Source organism: Streptomyces thermocarboxydovorans (assembly GCF_039524635.1).
GTDB classification, from domain to species: Bacteria; Actinomycetota; Actinomycetes; order Streptomycetales; family Streptomycetaceae; genus Streptomyces; species Streptomyces thermocarboxydovorans.
On sequence record NZ_BAAAGU010000024.1, the window covers coordinates 59,022 to 73,080 of the forward strand.

12 protein-coding genes and 1 pseudogene are annotated in these 14,059 nt (G+C 70.4%); 3 read left to right on the plus strand and 10 right to left on the minus strand.

Features of this window, described 5'->3' with window-relative positions:
* Positions 1 to 72: 72 nt before the first annotated feature.
* The 3 genes from ABD198_RS13410 to ABD198_RS13420 all read right to left on the minus strand — a co-directional run bounded on the left by ABD198_RS13410 (position 73) and on the right by ABD198_RS13420 (position 4,364).
* Positions 73 to 2,607, minus strand: a complete 2,535-nt coding sequence (locus tag ABD198_RS13410) for an ATP-binding protein (RefSeq protein WP_344000715.1) — start codon at positions 2,605 to 2,607, stop codon at positions 73 to 75.
* Between the two features lie 405 nt (positions 2,608 to 3,012).
* Positions 3,013 to 3,336 carry an STAS domain-containing protein gene (locus ABD198_RS13415; protein ID WP_167997647.1) on the minus strand — a complete coding sequence of 108 codons (324 nt, stop codon included), beginning with the start codon at positions 3,334 to 3,336 and terminating at the stop codon, positions 3,013 to 3,015.
* 179 nt (positions 3,337 to 3,515) lie between these two features.
* A complete protein-coding gene (locus tag ABD198_RS13420) occupies positions 3,516 to 4,364 on the minus strand; it encodes a 3-hydroxyacyl-CoA dehydrogenase family protein (RefSeq protein WP_344000717.1) in 849 nt (282 codons plus the stop codon).
* A gap of 189 nt (positions 4,365 to 4,553) precedes the next feature.
* Here ABD198_RS13420 and ABD198_RS13425 point away from each other — a divergent pair, with 189 nt between their 5' ends.
* Positions 4,554 to 5,126 carry a cob(I)yrinic acid a,c-diamide adenosyltransferase gene (locus tag ABD198_RS13425; protein ID WP_344000719.1) on the plus strand — a complete coding sequence of 191 codons (573 nt, stop codon included), beginning with the start codon at positions 4,554 to 4,556 and terminating at the stop codon, positions 5,124 to 5,126.
* Here the strand turns inward: ABD198_RS13425 and ABD198_RS13430 are convergent.
* Both ABD198_RS13430 and ABD198_RS13435 read right to left on the minus strand, forming a co-directional pair.
* A complete protein-coding gene (locus ABD198_RS13430; protein ID WP_344000721.1) occupies positions 5,059 to 5,328 on the minus strand; it encodes a DUF5708 family protein in 270 nt (89 codons plus the stop codon). The two genes, ABD198_RS13425 and ABD198_RS13430, sit on opposite strands and share 68 nt — an antisense overlap.
* The gene (locus ABD198_RS13435) at positions 5,325 to 5,924 is read right to left on the minus strand and encodes a hypothetical protein (protein WP_344000723.1); all 600 of its coding nucleotides are present in this window, start codon (positions 5,922 to 5,924) and stop codon (positions 5,325 to 5,327) included. Before ABD198_RS13435 ends, ABD198_RS13430 begins: the two co-directional genes overlap by 4 nt.
* 153 nt (positions 5,925 to 6,077) lie before the next feature.
* On the opposite strand from ABD198_RS13435, the pseudogene ABD198_RS13440 reads away from it, so the two are divergent.
* Positions 6,078 to 6,857, plus strand: a pseudogene (locus ABD198_RS13440) (histidine kinase); the annotation flags it as partial.
* 176 nt (positions 6,858 to 7,033) lie between these two features.
* The gene (locus tag ABD198_RS13445) at positions 7,034 to 8,857 is read left to right on the plus strand and encodes a glycosyl hydrolase family 18 protein (RefSeq protein WP_344000725.1); all 1,824 of its coding nucleotides are present in this window, start codon (positions 7,034 to 7,036) and stop codon (positions 8,855 to 8,857) included.
* 80 nt (positions 8,858 to 8,937) lie between these two features.
* On the opposite strand, the gene ABD198_RS13450 is transcribed toward ABD198_RS13445, so the two are convergent.
* From ABD198_RS13450 to atpA, 5 genes are all read right to left on the minus strand, one after another.
* The gene (locus ABD198_RS13450; protein WP_344000727.1) at positions 8,938 to 9,384 is read right to left on the minus strand and encodes a DUF2550 domain-containing protein; all 447 of its coding nucleotides are present in this window, start codon (positions 9,382 to 9,384) and stop codon (positions 8,938 to 8,940) included.
* A 128-nt stretch (positions 9,385 to 9,512) separates the two neighbouring features.
* Entirely contained in the window at positions 9,513 to 9,890 is a 378-nt protein-coding gene (locus ABD198_RS13455) for a F0F1 ATP synthase subunit epsilon (protein WP_344000729.1), read from the minus strand.
* A 131-nt stretch (positions 9,891 to 10,021) separates the two neighbouring features.
* Positions 10,022 to 11,458, minus strand: coding sequence for a F0F1 ATP synthase subunit beta (gene atpD / locus ABD198_RS13460; RefSeq protein ID WP_344000731.1), 1,437 nt, complete (start codon positions 11,456 to 11,458; stop codon positions 10,022 to 10,024).
* A complete protein-coding gene (locus ABD198_RS13465) occupies positions 11,459 to 12,376 on the minus strand; it encodes a F0F1 ATP synthase subunit gamma (RefSeq protein WP_344000733.1) in 918 nt (305 codons plus the stop codon).
* Between the two features lie 21 nt (positions 12,377 to 12,397).
* Positions 12,398 to 14,005, minus strand: coding sequence for a F0F1 ATP synthase subunit alpha (atpA, locus tag ABD198_RS13470; protein WP_167997659.1), 1,608 nt, complete (start codon positions 14,003 to 14,005; stop codon positions 12,398 to 12,400).
* Between the last annotated feature and the right edge of the window lie 54 nt (positions 14,006 to 14,059).

Here is a 14,059-nt window from a genome sequence, read left to right on the forward strand (position 1 = left end):
TACTTCGGCACACACGCGAGGGCCGGATCCCGCGCAGGGGACCCGGCCCTTTTGTCCTGTCGTGCGGCCGGCTCAGATGACCGTCCCGGCGCTGCCCGAACCGCTGGGCGTGCCCGCCTCGCCGCTCTGGGGGGCACTGGCCGAACTGCTCGTATCCGCCGGGGAGGACGAGGCGGGACCACTGGCCGAGTCGCTGGTGGACGGCTCCTCGGGCGGCGTGGTCGGGGTGTCGGTCGGGTCAGGCTCGGTCTCGGTCGGCTCCGGGTCCGGCGAGGTCGGGTCCGGCGACTGGGACGTGGGCGGCTTGCTGGTCTTCGTCGGCTTGGACGTGGGCGACTTCGACGGCGACTTCGTCGGGGACTTGGTCGGCTCGTCGGGCTCCTTGCTGTCGTCCTCGGACGGTTTGCCGGACTTCGAGGCCGTCGGTGTCGGGTCGTCGGCCGTGCCCAGCTTGCCGTCCGGGCCCGGGTCGGAGGGCCGGCTGGTGGCCTTGCCGGTGTCGCCCTCGTCGCCGGCCGCCGGGTCGGCGCCCAGGCTGCCGTCGTCGATGCCCTGGGTGGCGGAGGGGTTGACGCCGACGTTCTCCGAGGGCCGGCCGGCCTCGCCGTCCGAGGTGGCGCCGAGGGTGACGACGGTGCCCAGCACGGCGACGAGCAGGGCGCCCGCGCCGGCCGCCACCAGGTTGCGCCGGGCCAGGTTCTTCAGACCGCCGCCCTGCTCGGGCGTCGAGGCGGCCGGAGGCGTGGACGCGGAGCGGTTGATGATCAGCGCGGTGTCGACGGGCGGCTTCAGCTCCGGGAAGGCCGTCGGCACCCCGCGGGGCGGCGAGGCCGACTCCTCGGCGTGCGCCTCGGGCACCTCCTCCCCCGCGGTCGGCGCGAGCGCCAGCGGCGTGCCGGAGCGGTCGGCGACCAGGGCGAGGGCCCGGCGTCCGGCGACCGTGCCGCGCTTGTCGGAGAGCGCGCCGCGCAGCCCGATGGACGCCTCCAGTTCGGCGCGCGACCGGTCGAGCTGCCCGCAGCACAGCGCGAGGATGCCGAGCTCGTGGTGGAAGTAGGCCTGTTCGGTCACGTCCCCGGCGAGCCGTGCGGCCTCGGCACCGGCCCGCAGCGTGCGCTCCCAGGCGCTCCAGTGCAGGCCCGCGGCGAACGCGGGCGCGGCGGTGCGGGCCAGCTGCACGGCGACGGGCTGCTCGCCGTCACCGGTGGCGGTGGTGAGCGGGACGACGACGGTGAGCGCGGCGAGCACCGCGTCCGCCTCGGCGCAGACCCGCTCGGGGGTGACCGAGGGGTGCCCGGCCCACCAGGCGTAGTGCTGGGCGGCCGTGCGGGCCTGGGCGGTCAGGCCCTCGGCGTATCCGGCGGCCTCGAGCTGCGTCAGCACCCCGGCGGCCAGCCGGTAGTGGGAGCCGACGGGGGTGACCAGTCCGCAGGCGGCCAGTTCGCCGAGCGCGGCGTCCGCGTGGGTGTCGCCCACCAGGGCGGGCAGGTGCGCCTGGTGCGGCACCTCGCCGCCGAGCGCCACCGCGAACCGCAGGGTGGCACGGGCGGAGGCGCTGAGCCGGGAGGCGAGCAGCGGCGCGGGCGCGGCCGCGTCGCCCAGCGGGGGCAGCGGGACCTCGTCGCCGTCGACGGGCTCGTAGGGCAGGTCGTCGGGGCGGGCGTCGGCGAAGACGCCGAACTCGTCGACCGCGCCGGCCCCGGCGCGCAGCCGGTCGCGCTGCCGCAGCAGGGCGCCGGCCTGGACGAAGCGCAACGGCAGCCCCTCGGACTCGAACCACAGGTCGCCGGCCCAGTTGGCCTCGTCCTCGGTGAGCCGGCGCCCCACGGCGTGCTCCAGCAGGTCGAGGCCGGCGGCGCGGTCGAGGCCCTCGAGGGCGACCTCCTCCACGCCGGCGTCGGCGGAGGGCGCGGGCACGTCCGGGGTGGCGGCGAACAGGAAGGCGCACTCCGGGGTGGCGTGCAGCAGTTCGTCGAGGCTCTCCCCGCCGAACTCGAGGTCGTCCAGGACGACGACGGCGCCGATCTCGCGGACGTGCTCGACCAGCTCCGCCCGCTCCGGCCGGTACAGCGGGGCGTTGTAGACGGCGTAGAAGAGGTCGTGGAGCAGGTCGTCGGCGGTGCGCCGGTGGCCGCTGAGGCGGACGACGCCGTCGGGGGCGAGGTCCGCGCAGTCCTCGGCGACGGTGTCGAGGAGCCGGGTGCGGCCGGAGCCGGCGGGGCCGGTGAGGCGCACCGAGCGGCCGCGGGCGAGCAACCGGACCAGCTGTTCGCGGGTCTCCTGACGGGCCAGCAGCGGCAGCGTGGGCTGCGCGGGGCCGGGCGGGACGGGCGGGCGGGCCGCGCGTTCCACCTCGGCGCGCTCGGCCGCGTCGAGCTTCACGGGCCGGGCGGGCCGTTCGGCCGGCGGGCAGGGTTCTATCTCGCTGCCGTCGACGGGGTTGACGGTGAGCAGGAAGTCACCGGAGACCAGCTGCACCGTGCGGGCGAGTGCGGGCGCGTGCGGTGAGAAGTCGGATGTGAGGGAGTCCCGGGGCGGACGCTGGCGCGGTGCGTCACCGTCACCGTGCCGGCCGTACTCCTCGGGTCCCGGAGTGTTCGGGTCCATAGGTACCTAGCCCCCCAAAAGCGTCGTGTGCCCGAGTCCCACGGACAGGACCCAAAGCCCCTCCCGGCCTTGCTGTGCACACCGCGCTGTCGCTTCTGGTCCGGGCCCGCTCGAGGGTTGCAAGGCAGCGGGCAGCCGAACCCTAAACCTTTGCTCAGTATCTACGACAGTCCGGGGTACCGCGCCGCCCGAGACGTCACAGTCTCGTGAGGATTGTACGGACCGCCCGCGCCGGACCGACCCGTGACGGTCCGATCGCCGTGAACCGGTCGCCGTGAACCGATCGCGGCGGACCGAGCGCCGCGGATCTGTCGCCGTGGACCGGTCGCGGCGGACCGATCCCGTGGACCGGTCGCGGCGGACCTTTCGCAGCGGACCGTCAGCCGGACGGCTCACCGCGGGACCTCACACCCGGGGCAGGCTGTCCACCCCGATGCCCCCCTCGATCGCCAGGATCCGGTGCAGCCGGGTGGCCACCAGCAGGCGCTGCATCTGCGGCGGCACGCCGCGCAGCACCAGACGCCGGCCGCAGCGGCCGGCCCGCCGGTGGGCCCCCATGATCACCCCGAGCCCGGTGGCGTCCCAGGAGTCCAGTTCGGACAGATCCAGCACCAGGTCGCCGACTCCGTCGTCGACGGCCGAGTGCAGGACCGTGCGGGCGTCCGCCGCGCTGCGGACGTCGAGGCGGCCCCCGACGACCAGCTCGGCGTGGTCGCCCCTGATGTGCATATGCGCTCCCCGTGGCCTGCGTTCTCGTGCTCCGAGTGATGCGTCGTTGATCGTTGTTCGTTTTTGTACAGCCGGTGATGCAAGGTCTGACTGCGCGAGGGCCGCCGAGGTTGCTGGCTGTGAGCGAACCGATACCGAATTCACCCCGGCGGGTGATGCCACGCCGGGGTGAAGCGGTGTCAGTGCTTGTAGAAGCCCTGCCCGCTCTTGCGGCCGATGTCACCGGCATCAACCATCCGGCGCATCAGCTCGGGGGCGGCGAACTTCTCGTCCTGGGACTCGGTGTAGATGTTGCTGGTCGCGTGCAGCAGGATGTCCACGCCGGTCAGGTCGGCGGTGGCCAGCGGGCCCATGGCGTGGCCGAAGCCCAGCTTGCAGGCGAGGTCGATGTCCTCGGCGCTGGCGACGCCCGACTCGTACAGCTTCGCGGCCTCGACGACGAGGGCGCAGATGAGGCGGGTGGTGACGAAGCCGGCGACGTCACGGTTGACGACGATGCAGGTCTTGCCGACGGACTCGGCGAACTCCCGCGCCCTGGCCAGCGTTTCGTCGCTGGTCTTGTAGCCGCGGACCAGCTCGCACAGCTGCATCATCGGCACCGGCGAGAAGAAGTGCGTGCCGACGACGCGCTCCGGGTGCTCCGTCACGGCCGCGATCTTGGTGATCGGGATGGCGGAGGTGTTGGAGGCGAGCACGGTGTCCTCGCGGACCAGCTTGTCGAGGGTGCGGAAGATCTCGTGCTTGACCTCGAGCTTCTCGAACACGGCCTCGACCACGACATCGGCGTCCGCGCAGGCGTCCAGGTCGGTCGTGGGGGTGATCCGGGCGAGGGCGGCCTCGGCGTCCTGCGCCTGCAACTTGCCCTTGCTCACGAACTTGTCGTACGACGCCTTGATGCCGTCGGTGCCCCGCGTGAGCGCCTCGTCGGTGACGTCGCGCAGAACGACGTCCCAGCCCGCCTGAGCGGAGACCTGGGCGATACCGGATCCCATGAGACCGGCTCCGATGACGGCGAGCTTGCGTGCCACTGTGCGACTCCCCTGATACGCGCTGTCGTTGTTCTCTCGGGCGGACACTAGCGCCCGTGAGTCGCCATGTGGCGGGTTAGTAACGCGCGTCACGTCTCACATGACGGACATCACACCGCCCCGGCCCGATGGGCGCCCCGGACGGCGTACGGAGTGTCCCGGACAGCCGGGCACAACTAGGCTGGCCGCATGGTCAATCTGACGCGTATCTACACCCGCACCGGCGACAAGGGCACCACCGCGCTCGGTGACATGAGCCGGGTCGCCAAGACCGATCTGCGGATCGCCGCGTACGCCGACGCCAACGAGGCGAACGCGGTGATCGGCACGGCGATCGCGCTGGGCGGGCTCGAGGACGAGGTGGTGCAGGTACTCACCCGCGTCCAGAACGACCTGTTCGATGTGGGCGCGGACCTGTCCACCCCGGTCGTGGAGAACCCGGAGTACCCGCCGCTCAGGGTGGAGCAGTTCTACATCGACCGGCTGGAGGCGGACTGCGACCGCTTCAACGAGCGGCTGGAGAAGCTGCGCTCCTTCATCCTGCCGGGCGGCACCCCGGGCGCGGCCCTGCTGCACCAGGCCTGCACGGTGGTGCGGCGGGCCGAGCGCTCCACCTGGGCGGCGATGGAGGTCCACGGCGAGACCATGAACCCGCTCACCGCCACCTACCTCAACCGTCTCTCCGACCTGCTGTTCATCCTGGCCCGCATCGCCAACAAGGAGACCGGCGACGTGCTGTGGGTGCCGGGCGGGGAGCGCTAGCCGGAAATGGTCGCCAGCGGGCGGGGCGGGCCTGCTGGATCAGGCCCCACAGCAGCAGTGCTCCGCCGACGCACATCATCACCGCCCCGACCTTGGTGAGCGTGCACACCGGGACCTCGACGTCTTCGGTGGTCAGCTTCAGCACCAGGCCGACGGCGAAGGTGATGACGCCCTCCGTGATGTCCTTCGCTGCCCGTGTCACCGGTGTGCTCCCTCCCGTTCGGCGTTCTTCTCCGTGCTCGTGCTCGCGGTGACCGGACCGGCGTCCGCCGGGGCCTTCCTCGGCCAGACGAAGTACGACAGCGCGACCAGTCCGTGGATGCCGGCCGCCCGCCAGGCGCCGAAGCGCCAGTCCTCCAGCGAGGTGACCCGGCTCGGGTCGTCGACGTACCAGATCGCGGCCTGGAGCAGCACCGTCGCGACCACGGCGCCGACCAGCGTGCCCAGCCACACCCTGCCCTCGTGCCGCGCCCGGGCCATGCCGTAGCGCGGGGGCCTGACCAGCGGGCGGCCCTGGAGGCGGTGCGCCGCGTGGCCGTCCAGCCACTTCACGGTGCGGTGGCCGTGGCCCACGGTGTAGCCGATGTAGAGCGCGGCCAGCCCGTGCGTCCAGTCCGGTTCGGCGCCGTTCTTCAGGTCGATCGCGGTGACGATCAGCAGCACGACCTCCAGCAGCGGCTCGCACAGCAGCAGCGCCAGGCCGGTGCGCGGCATCTTCAGCAGGTAGCGGCAGGCCAGTCCCGCGGCCAGCAGCACCCAGAAGCCGATCTCGCAGGCGGCGATCAGGGCGACGATCACGGTTCGCTCCTCTCGGTCACCCTTTCAGGCTCCCGGTGGTCGCGCCCGGATGCGTCGTCGCCCGCGATGAACTCGCGGTACATCGAAAGATGCAGTCCCGTACCGTCCCGGGGCATCAGGCGCCGGGTGCGCGCAGCGTGTTGGATGGTGCCCATGGCCGCCGTACGTCTCCCCCGTCCGCACCGCTTCGACGTCTGGGCCGCGCTCGGCGGGCTGCTGGGCGGGCTGGTGCTGTGGGGCATCGGGCTGGGCATCCGGCCGGCCCACGACCCGCTGGTGATCTTCGACGGGCGCTGGCCGATTCTCCTGCCCCTCGTGGTGACCGCGTGCTGCGAGCTGCTGCGCCGGTCGGCGCCGCGCACCGGGCTGGCCGTCGGCACCCTCGCGCTGGCCGGGGATCTCCTCACCCAGGGCAGCCTCGCCACGATCATGATGTACACGGACCTGATGTACGCCGCAGTCCTGTACGGCCCGCCCTCCTCCGCCCGCCGGATCCCGGTGATCACGGGCCTGCTCACCGTCGTCGGCACGGTGGTGCCGTACGCGGTGTGGCGGGTGCCCGAGGCGCTGCTGATCGGGGTAGGCACCGGCATCGTCTCCTTCGCCCCCGCCTCCACCGGCCTCATCGTGCGCAACCACCGCGAGGCGGCGGACGCGGCGCTGCTGCGCGCCGAGCAGACCGCGCTGCTCGCCGAGATGGACCGCACCCAGGCGGTGACCGCGGAACGCGCCCGGATGGCCCGGGAGTTGCACGACCTGGTCGCCAACCACCTCTCCGCCATCGCCATCCACTCCACGGCCGCGCTGTCCCTGGAGGACGAGCGGACCTCCCGCGAGGCGCTCTCGGTCATCCGGGCGGATGTGGCGGAGCGTCTGGACATGGCGGAGGCGACGGTGAAGACGCACGTCAGCCGTCTGCTGAACAAGCTGGGGCTGCGCAGCCGGGTGCAAGCGGCGGTGCTGGCGCAGGAGTTGGGGATCTGAAGCGGGCCGCGAGCCTAGTGGTCCAGACCTATTGACCGCTGGTCCAGACCTTTCTATTCTCGCGGCACTGCGGGCGTGAAGGCTCAGTCATGCCCCCACCACACTCCCCATAAAGGAGGCGCACGATGCGCTTCAGACGAAGAGTCGCAGCGGCGATCGCGACACTGGCCCTTCCCCTCTCCGGTCTCGTGGCACTCGCGAGCCCCGCTCAGGCCGCGGCCTCCGCCACCGCCACCTACGTCAAGACCCAGGACTGGGGCACCGGCTTCGAGGGCAAGTGGACGGTGAAGAACACCGGCACCACGACCATCAACTCCTGGACCGTCGAGTGGGACTTCCCCTCCGGCACCAAGGTCACCTCCGCCTGGGACGCCACCGTCACCAGCTCCGGCAACCACTGGACCGCGAAAAACACCGGCTGGAACGGCACCCTCGCCCCCGGGGCGTCCGTCAGCTTCGGCTTCAACGGCACCGGCTCCGGCTCCCCCAGCAACTGCACGCTCAACGGCGGCAGCTGCGACGGCGGTCCGGTACCCGGCGACGAGGCCCCCTCGGCGCCCGGCACCCCCACCGCCTCGGACATCACCGACAGCTCGGTGAAGCTCTCCTGGACACCGGCCACCGACGACAAGGGCATCAAGAACTACGACGTCCTGCGCGACGGCGCCAAGGTCGCCACGGTGACCACCACCTCGTACACCGACACCGGGCTCAGCAAGGGCACCGACTACTCCTACTCGGTGCAGGCCCGGGACACCGCCGACCAGACCGGCCCGGTCAGCGGCTCGGTGCGGGTGCGCACCACCGGTGAGACCGAGGAGCCCCCGCCGCCCGGCGACAAGGTCAAGCTCGGCTACTTCGTCGAGTGGGGCGTCTACGGCCGCAACTACCACGTCAAGAACCTGGTGACCTCCGGCTCCGCGTCGAAGATCACCCACATCAACTACGCCTTCGGCAACGTCAAGAACGGTCAGTGCACCGTCGACGACACCTTCGCCGCCTACGAGAAGGCCTACACCGCCGACCAGTCGGTCAGCGGCAAGGCCGACACCTGGGACCAGCCGCTGCGCGGCAACTTCAACCAGCTGCGCCAGCTGAAGGCCAAGTACCCGCACATCAAGGTGCTGTACTCCTTCGGCGGCTGGACCTACTCCGGCGGCTTCGGCCAGGCCGCGCAGAACCCGGCCGCGTTCGCCAAGTCCTGCAAGGCCGTCGTGGAGGACCCGCGCTGGGCCGACGTCTTCGACGGCATCGACATCGACTGGGAGTACCCGAACGCCTGCGGTCTGACCTGTGACAGCAGCGGACCGGCCGCCTTCAAGAACCTCATGCAGGCACTGCGTGCCGAGTTCGGCAAGGACTACCTGGTCACCGCCGCGATCACGGCCGACGCCTCCGCCGGCGGCAAGATCGACGCCGCCGACTACGGCGGTGCGGCGCAGTACCTCGACTGGTACAACGTGATGACGTACGACTACTTCGGCGCCTGGGACCGGACCGGCCCGACCGCCCCCCACTCGCCGCTGACGTCGTACAACGGCATCCCGAAGGAGGGCTTCAACTCCGCCGCCGCCATCGCCAAGCTCAAGGGCAAGGGCGTCCCGTCGAGCAAGCTGCTGCTCGGCATCGGCTTCTACGGCCGCGGCTGGACCGGCGTCACCCAGTCCGCCCCCGGCGGCACCGCCACCGGCCCGGCGACCGGCACCTACGAGGCGGGCATCGAGGACTACAAGGTCCTCAGGAACAGCTGCCCCGCCACCGGCACGGTCGGCGGCACGGCCTACGCCCACTGCGGCAGCAACTGGTGGTCCTACGACACCCCGTCCACCATCAACGGCAAGATGTCCTGGGCCAAGAACCAGGGCCTGGGCGGGGCGTTCTTCTGGGAGTTCAGCGGAGACAGCGCGAACGGAGAGCTGGTGAGCGCCATCGACAGCGGACTGAAGTAGAGCACTGAAGGGGAGCTCAAAGGCTCCTTGAGCAACGTTGACGCTCCCCCAGACTTCGTCCGGGGGAGCGTGAAACGCGGCTACGCCACGTTCACCCGCTGACCGGGCGGGGCTGCCTCGAGCCACGCGAGGAATCCGGTCAGCGCGTCCTCGCTCATCGCCAGTTCGAGCCGGGTGCCGCGATGCAGGCAGGCGAGGATCACTGCGTCCGACAGCAGCGCCAGCTCCTCCTCGCCCTCCGGGAGCCGGCGGCCGGCCACCTCGATCGCGGAGCGCTCCAGGATGCGGCGCGGGCGAGGGGCGTAGGAGAAGACCCGGAACCATTCGACCCGGTCGCCGTTGTAGCGGGCCACGCCATAGGCCCAGCCCTTGCCGGTGCCGTCGCCCGCCTCGGGGGCGTTCCAGCGCAGGCTGCAGTCGAAGGTGCCGCCCGAACGCTGGATGAGCCGGCGGCGCAGCCCGAAGACGAAGAGGCCCACCACCACGAGGGCCACGACGATTCCGCACACAGTCAGAGCGAGGATCATCGACACCGACCTCCTCGTCTGCCTAGGTTACGGAACGTAAAAATCATCCATATCTGCCTCAGCCGCGGCCGGCTCCGGATCACTCCGGTGCCGACCGCGGCTGAGTTACGTCATGACACCTCGCGGTGTCAGCGCGCCGCCGAAGCCGCGCGCAGTCGGGCGGCCGCGCGGCGCTCGGCCTCCGCGTCGTCCTCCGCCTTCGCACGGGCCAGCTCCTGCTCCGCGCGCTGGATGTCGATCTCTTCCGCCAGCTCGGCGATCTCGGCCAGCAGCGACAGCTTGTTGTCCGCGAACGAGATGAAACCGCCGTGCACCGCGGCGACGACCGTCCCACCGTCACTCGTACGGATGGTCACCGGGCCCGGCTCCAGCACACCGAGCAGCGGCTGGTGACCGGGCATGACGCCGATGTCGCCGGACGTGGTGCGCGCGACGACCAGGGTGGCCTCGCCGGACCAGACCTCTCGGTCGGCCGCGACCAGCGCGACGTGCAGCTCAGCAGCCAAGGTGGCTCCTCGGGTCACCACCCGGCGGGACTGCCGGGTGTTGGTTACAAGTCTAAGGGGCGTGACCGAGGGGGCGGGACGCGCCCGCCCCCTCGGGTGTGAACCTCACAGGTTCACGGTGAGCTCGGTGCTCAGGAGACGCCCAGCTCCTTCGCGTTCTTCTTCAGGTCCTCGATGCCACCGCACATGAAGAACGCCTGCTCCGGGAAGTGGTCGTACTCACCGTCGCAGATCGCGTTGAACGCGGCGATCGACTCGTCCAGCGGCACGTCCGAACCGTCCACGCCGGTGAACTGCTTGGCGACGTGGGTGTTCTGGGACAGGAAGCGCTCCACGCGACGGGCACGGTGGACGACGAGCTTGTCCTCCTCGCCCAGCTCGTCGATACCGAGGATCGCGATGATGTCCTGGAGGTCCTTGTACTTCTGCAGGATGTTCTTGACGCGCATGGCGCAGTCGTAGTGCTCCTGCGAGATGTAGCGCGGGTCCAGGATCCGGGACGTGGAGTCCAGCGGGTCCACGGCCGGGTAGATGCCCTTCTCGGAGATCGGACGGGAGAGAACCGTCGTCGCGTCCAGGTGGGCGAAGGTGGTGGCCGGGGCCGGGTCGGTCAGGTCGTCCGCGGGGACGTAGATCGCCTGCATCGAGGTGATCGAGTGACCGCGGGTCGAGGTGATGCGCTCCTGCAGAGCACCCATCTCGTCGGCCAGGTTCGGCTGGTAGCCCACCGCGGAGGGCATGCGGCCGAGCAGGGTCGACACCTCGGAACCGGCCTGGGTGAAGCGGAAGATGTTGTCGATGAAGAACAGCACGTCCTGCTTCTGCACATCGCGGAAGTACTCCGCCATGGTCAGACCGGCCAGGGCCACGCGCAGACGGGTGCCCGGCGGCTCGTCCATCTGACCGAAGACCAGCGCGGTCTTGTCGATGACGCCGGACTCGGTCATCTCCTGGATGAGGTCGTTGCCCTCACGGGTGCGCTCACCGACACCGGCGAACACGGACACACCGTCGTGGTTGTTGGCGACGCGGTAGATCATCTCCTGGATGAGCACCGTCTTGCCGACGCCGGCGCCGCCGAACAGACCGATCTTGCCGCCCTTGACGTACGGGGTCAGCAGGTCGATGACCTTGACGCCGGTCTCGAACATCTCGGTCTTCGACTCGAGCTCGTCGAAGTTCGGCGCCTTGCGGTGGATCGGCCAGCGCTCGCCGTCGTAGTCGGCGTCGGTGTTCAGCACCGCACCGAGGGTGTTGAACACCTTGCCCTTGGTGAAGTCGCCGACCGGCACGGTGATCGGGGCGCCGGTGTCGACCACCGGGGCCTGGCGGACCAGACCGTCGGTGGGCTGCATGGAGATGGCGCGGACCAGGCCGTCACCCAGGTGCTGGGCGACCTCCAGGGTCAGCGTCTTCTTCTCGCCGGCCTTGGCCGGGTCGGACACCTCGACGTGGAGGGCCTGGTAGATGTCCGGCATCGCGTCGACGGGGAACTCCACGTCGACGACCGGGCCGATGACCCGGGCGACGCGGCCCGTAGCCGTCGCGGTCTCAACAGTGGTGGTCATTTATCGGTCACTCCCCGCGGTCGCGTCGGCCAGGGCACTGGCGCCACCGACGATCTCGCTGATTTCCTGGGTGATTTCGGCCTGGCGGGCCTGGTTGGCAAGCCGGGTGAGAGTCTCGATGAGCTCGCCCGCGTTGTCGGTGGCCGACTTCATCGCGCGCCGCGTGGCGGCGTGCTTCGAAGCGGCCGACTGGAGCAGTGCGTTGTACACACGGCTCTCCACATAGCGCGGCAGCAGGGCGTCGAGGACGTCCTCCGCCGAGGGCTCGAAGTCGTACAGCGGCAGGATCTCGCCCTTCGGAGCGGCCTCCGCGGCGGCCTCGTCGAGGCGCAGCGGAAGCATCCGGGAGTCGACCGCCGTCTGCGTCATCATCGAGACGAACTCGGTGTAGACGATGTGGAGCTCGTCCACGCCGCCGTCCGCCGTGCTCTTCTCGATGGCCTTGATCAGCGGAGCCGCGACCTTCTTGGCGTCCGCGTACGAGGGGTCGTCGGTGAAGCCCGTGAACGACTCCGCGATCTGGCGCTCACGGAAGTTGTAGTGGGCGACACCGCGCCGGCCGACGATGTACGTGTCGACCTGCTTGCCCTCGCGCTCCAGGCGCTCGGTCAGCTGCTCCGCCGTCTTGATGGCGTTGGCGTTGAAGGCGCCGGCCAGGCCGCGGTCGCTCGTGAGGAGCAGGACCGCGGCACGGGTCGGGTTCTCCGCCTCCGTGGTCAGCGGGTGCTTGGTGTTCGAACCGGTACCGACCGCCGTGACCGCGCGGGTGAGCTCCCGCGCGTACGGCGTGGAGGCCGCCACCTTGCGCTGCGCCTTGACGACGCGCGAGGCGGCGATCATCTCCATCGCCTTCGTGATCTTCTTGGTCGCGGTGACGGATCGGATGCGACGCTTGTAGACCCGGAGCTGGGCTCCCATGAGTCAGGTCCCTTCCTTACGTCACTTGGAGGCGCTGGTCGCCTTCGGGGCGGCGGGAGCGTCCTCACCGAGCAGCTTGCCGTCGCTCGTCTCGAACTGCTTCTTGAACTCGGCGATGGCGTCGGCAACGGCCTGCAGGGTGTCGTCCGACATCTTGCCGCCCTCCTTGATGGAGGTCATCAGGCCCTGCTCCTTGCGGTGCAGGTACTCCAGCATCTCCTTCTCGAAGCGCCGGATGTCGGCGACCGGCACGTCGTCCATCTTGCCGGTGGTGCCGGCCCAGACGGAGACGACCTGGTCCTCGGTGGCCATCGGCTGGTACTGGTCCTGCTTGAGCAGCTCGACCATGCGCTGACCGCGCTCCAGCTGGGCCTTGGAGGCCGCGTCCAGGTCGGAACCGAAGGCGGCGAACGCCTCCAGCTCACGGAACTGGGCGAGGTCCACACGCAGACGGCCGGAGACCTGCTTCATCGCCTTGTGCTGCGCGGAACCACCGACTCGGGAGACGGAGATACCGACGTTCAGCGCGGGACGCTGACCGGCGTTGAACAGGTCCGACTCCAGGAAGCACTGGCCGTCGGTGATGGAGATGACGTTGGTCGGGATGAACGCCGAGACGTCGTTGGCCTTGGTCTCGACGATCGGCAGACCGGTCATCGAGCCGGCGCCCATATCGTCGGAGAGCTTGGCGCAGCGCTCCAGCAGGCGGGAGTGCAGGTAGAAGACGTCGCCCGGGTAGGCCTCACGGCCCGGCGGACGGCGCAGCAGCAGCGACACGGCACGGTAGGCGTCGGCCTGCTTCGACAGGTCGTCGAAGACGATCAGGACGTGCTTGCCCTGGTACATCCAGTGCTGGCCGATGGCGGAACCGGTGTAGGGCGCCAGGTACTTGAAGCCGGCCGGGTCGGACGCCGGGGCGGCGACGATGGTCGTGTACTCCAGGGCGCCGTTCTCCTCCAGCGCGCGGCGGACCGACGCGATGGTGGAGCCCTTCTGGCCGATGGCGACGTAGATGCAGCGGACCTGCTTCTTCGGGTCGCCGGAGCGCCAGTTGTCGCGCTGGTTGATGATCGTGTCGACGGCCAGCGCGGTCTTGCCGGTCTGGCGGTCACCGATGATCAGCTGGCGCTGACCACGGCCGATCGGGGTCATGGCGTCGACGGCCTTGTAGCCGGTCTCCATCGGCTCGTGCACCGACTTGCGCTGCATGACCGTGGGGGCCTGCAGCTCGAGGGCGCGGCGGCCCTCGGTCTCGATCTCGCCGAGGCCGTCGATCGGGTTGCCGAGCGGGTCGACCACTCGGCCGAGGTAGCCCTCGCCGACCGGGACGGACAGAACCTCGCCGGTACGGGTGACCGACTGGCCCTCCTCGATGCCGCTGAACTCACCGAGGACGATCGCACCGATCTCACGCTCCTCGAGGTTGAGGGCGAGGCCGAGGGTGCCGTCCTCGAACTTCAGCAGCTCGTTGGCCATGGCCGAGGGCAGGCCCTCGACCTTCGCGATGCCGTCGCCGGCCAGGGTGACCGTACCGACCTCCTCGCGCGAGGCCGCGTCCGGCTTGTACGACTGGACGAAGTTCTCCAGCGCGTCCCGGATCTCCTCCGGCCGGATCGTGAGCTCCGCCATCTGAGTTCCCTGCTCTCCTTGTTGGGCCCGAAGTTTCACTTTGGGGGGATGGGG

Bases quoted from the DNA above. Each gene is read 5' to 3' on its own strand.
- ABD198_RS13445 (WP_344000725.1), top strand. From the start codon at position 7,034: ATGCGCTTCAGACGAAGAGTCGCAGCGGCGATCGCGACACTGGCCCTT.
- ABD198_RS13410 (WP_344000715.1), bottom strand. From the start codon at position 2,607: ATGGACCCGAACACTCCGGGACCCGAGGAGTACGGCCGGCACGGTGAC.
- ABD198_RS13415 (WP_167997647.1), bottom strand. From the start codon at position 3,336: ATGCACATCAGGGGCGACCACGCCGAGCTGGTCGTCGGGGGCCGCCTC.
- atpA (WP_167997659.1), bottom strand. From the start codon at position 14,005: ATGGCGGAGCTCACGATCCGGCCGGAGGAGATCCGGGACGCGCTGGAG.
- ABD198_RS13450 (WP_344000727.1), bottom strand. From the start codon at position 9,384: ATGATCCTCGCTCTGACTGTGTGCGGAATCGTCGTGGCCCTCGTGGTG.
- ABD198_RS13465 (WP_344000733.1), bottom strand. From the start codon at position 12,376: ATGGGAGCCCAGCTCCGGGTCTACAAGCGTCGCATCCGATCCGTCACC.
- atpD (WP_344000731.1), bottom strand. From the start codon at position 11,458: ATGACCACCACTGTTGAGACCGCGACGGCTACGGGCCGCGTCGCCCGG.
- ABD198_RS13425 (WP_344000719.1), top strand. From the start codon at position 4,554: ATGGTCAATCTGACGCGTATCTACACCCGCACCGGCGACAAGGGCACC.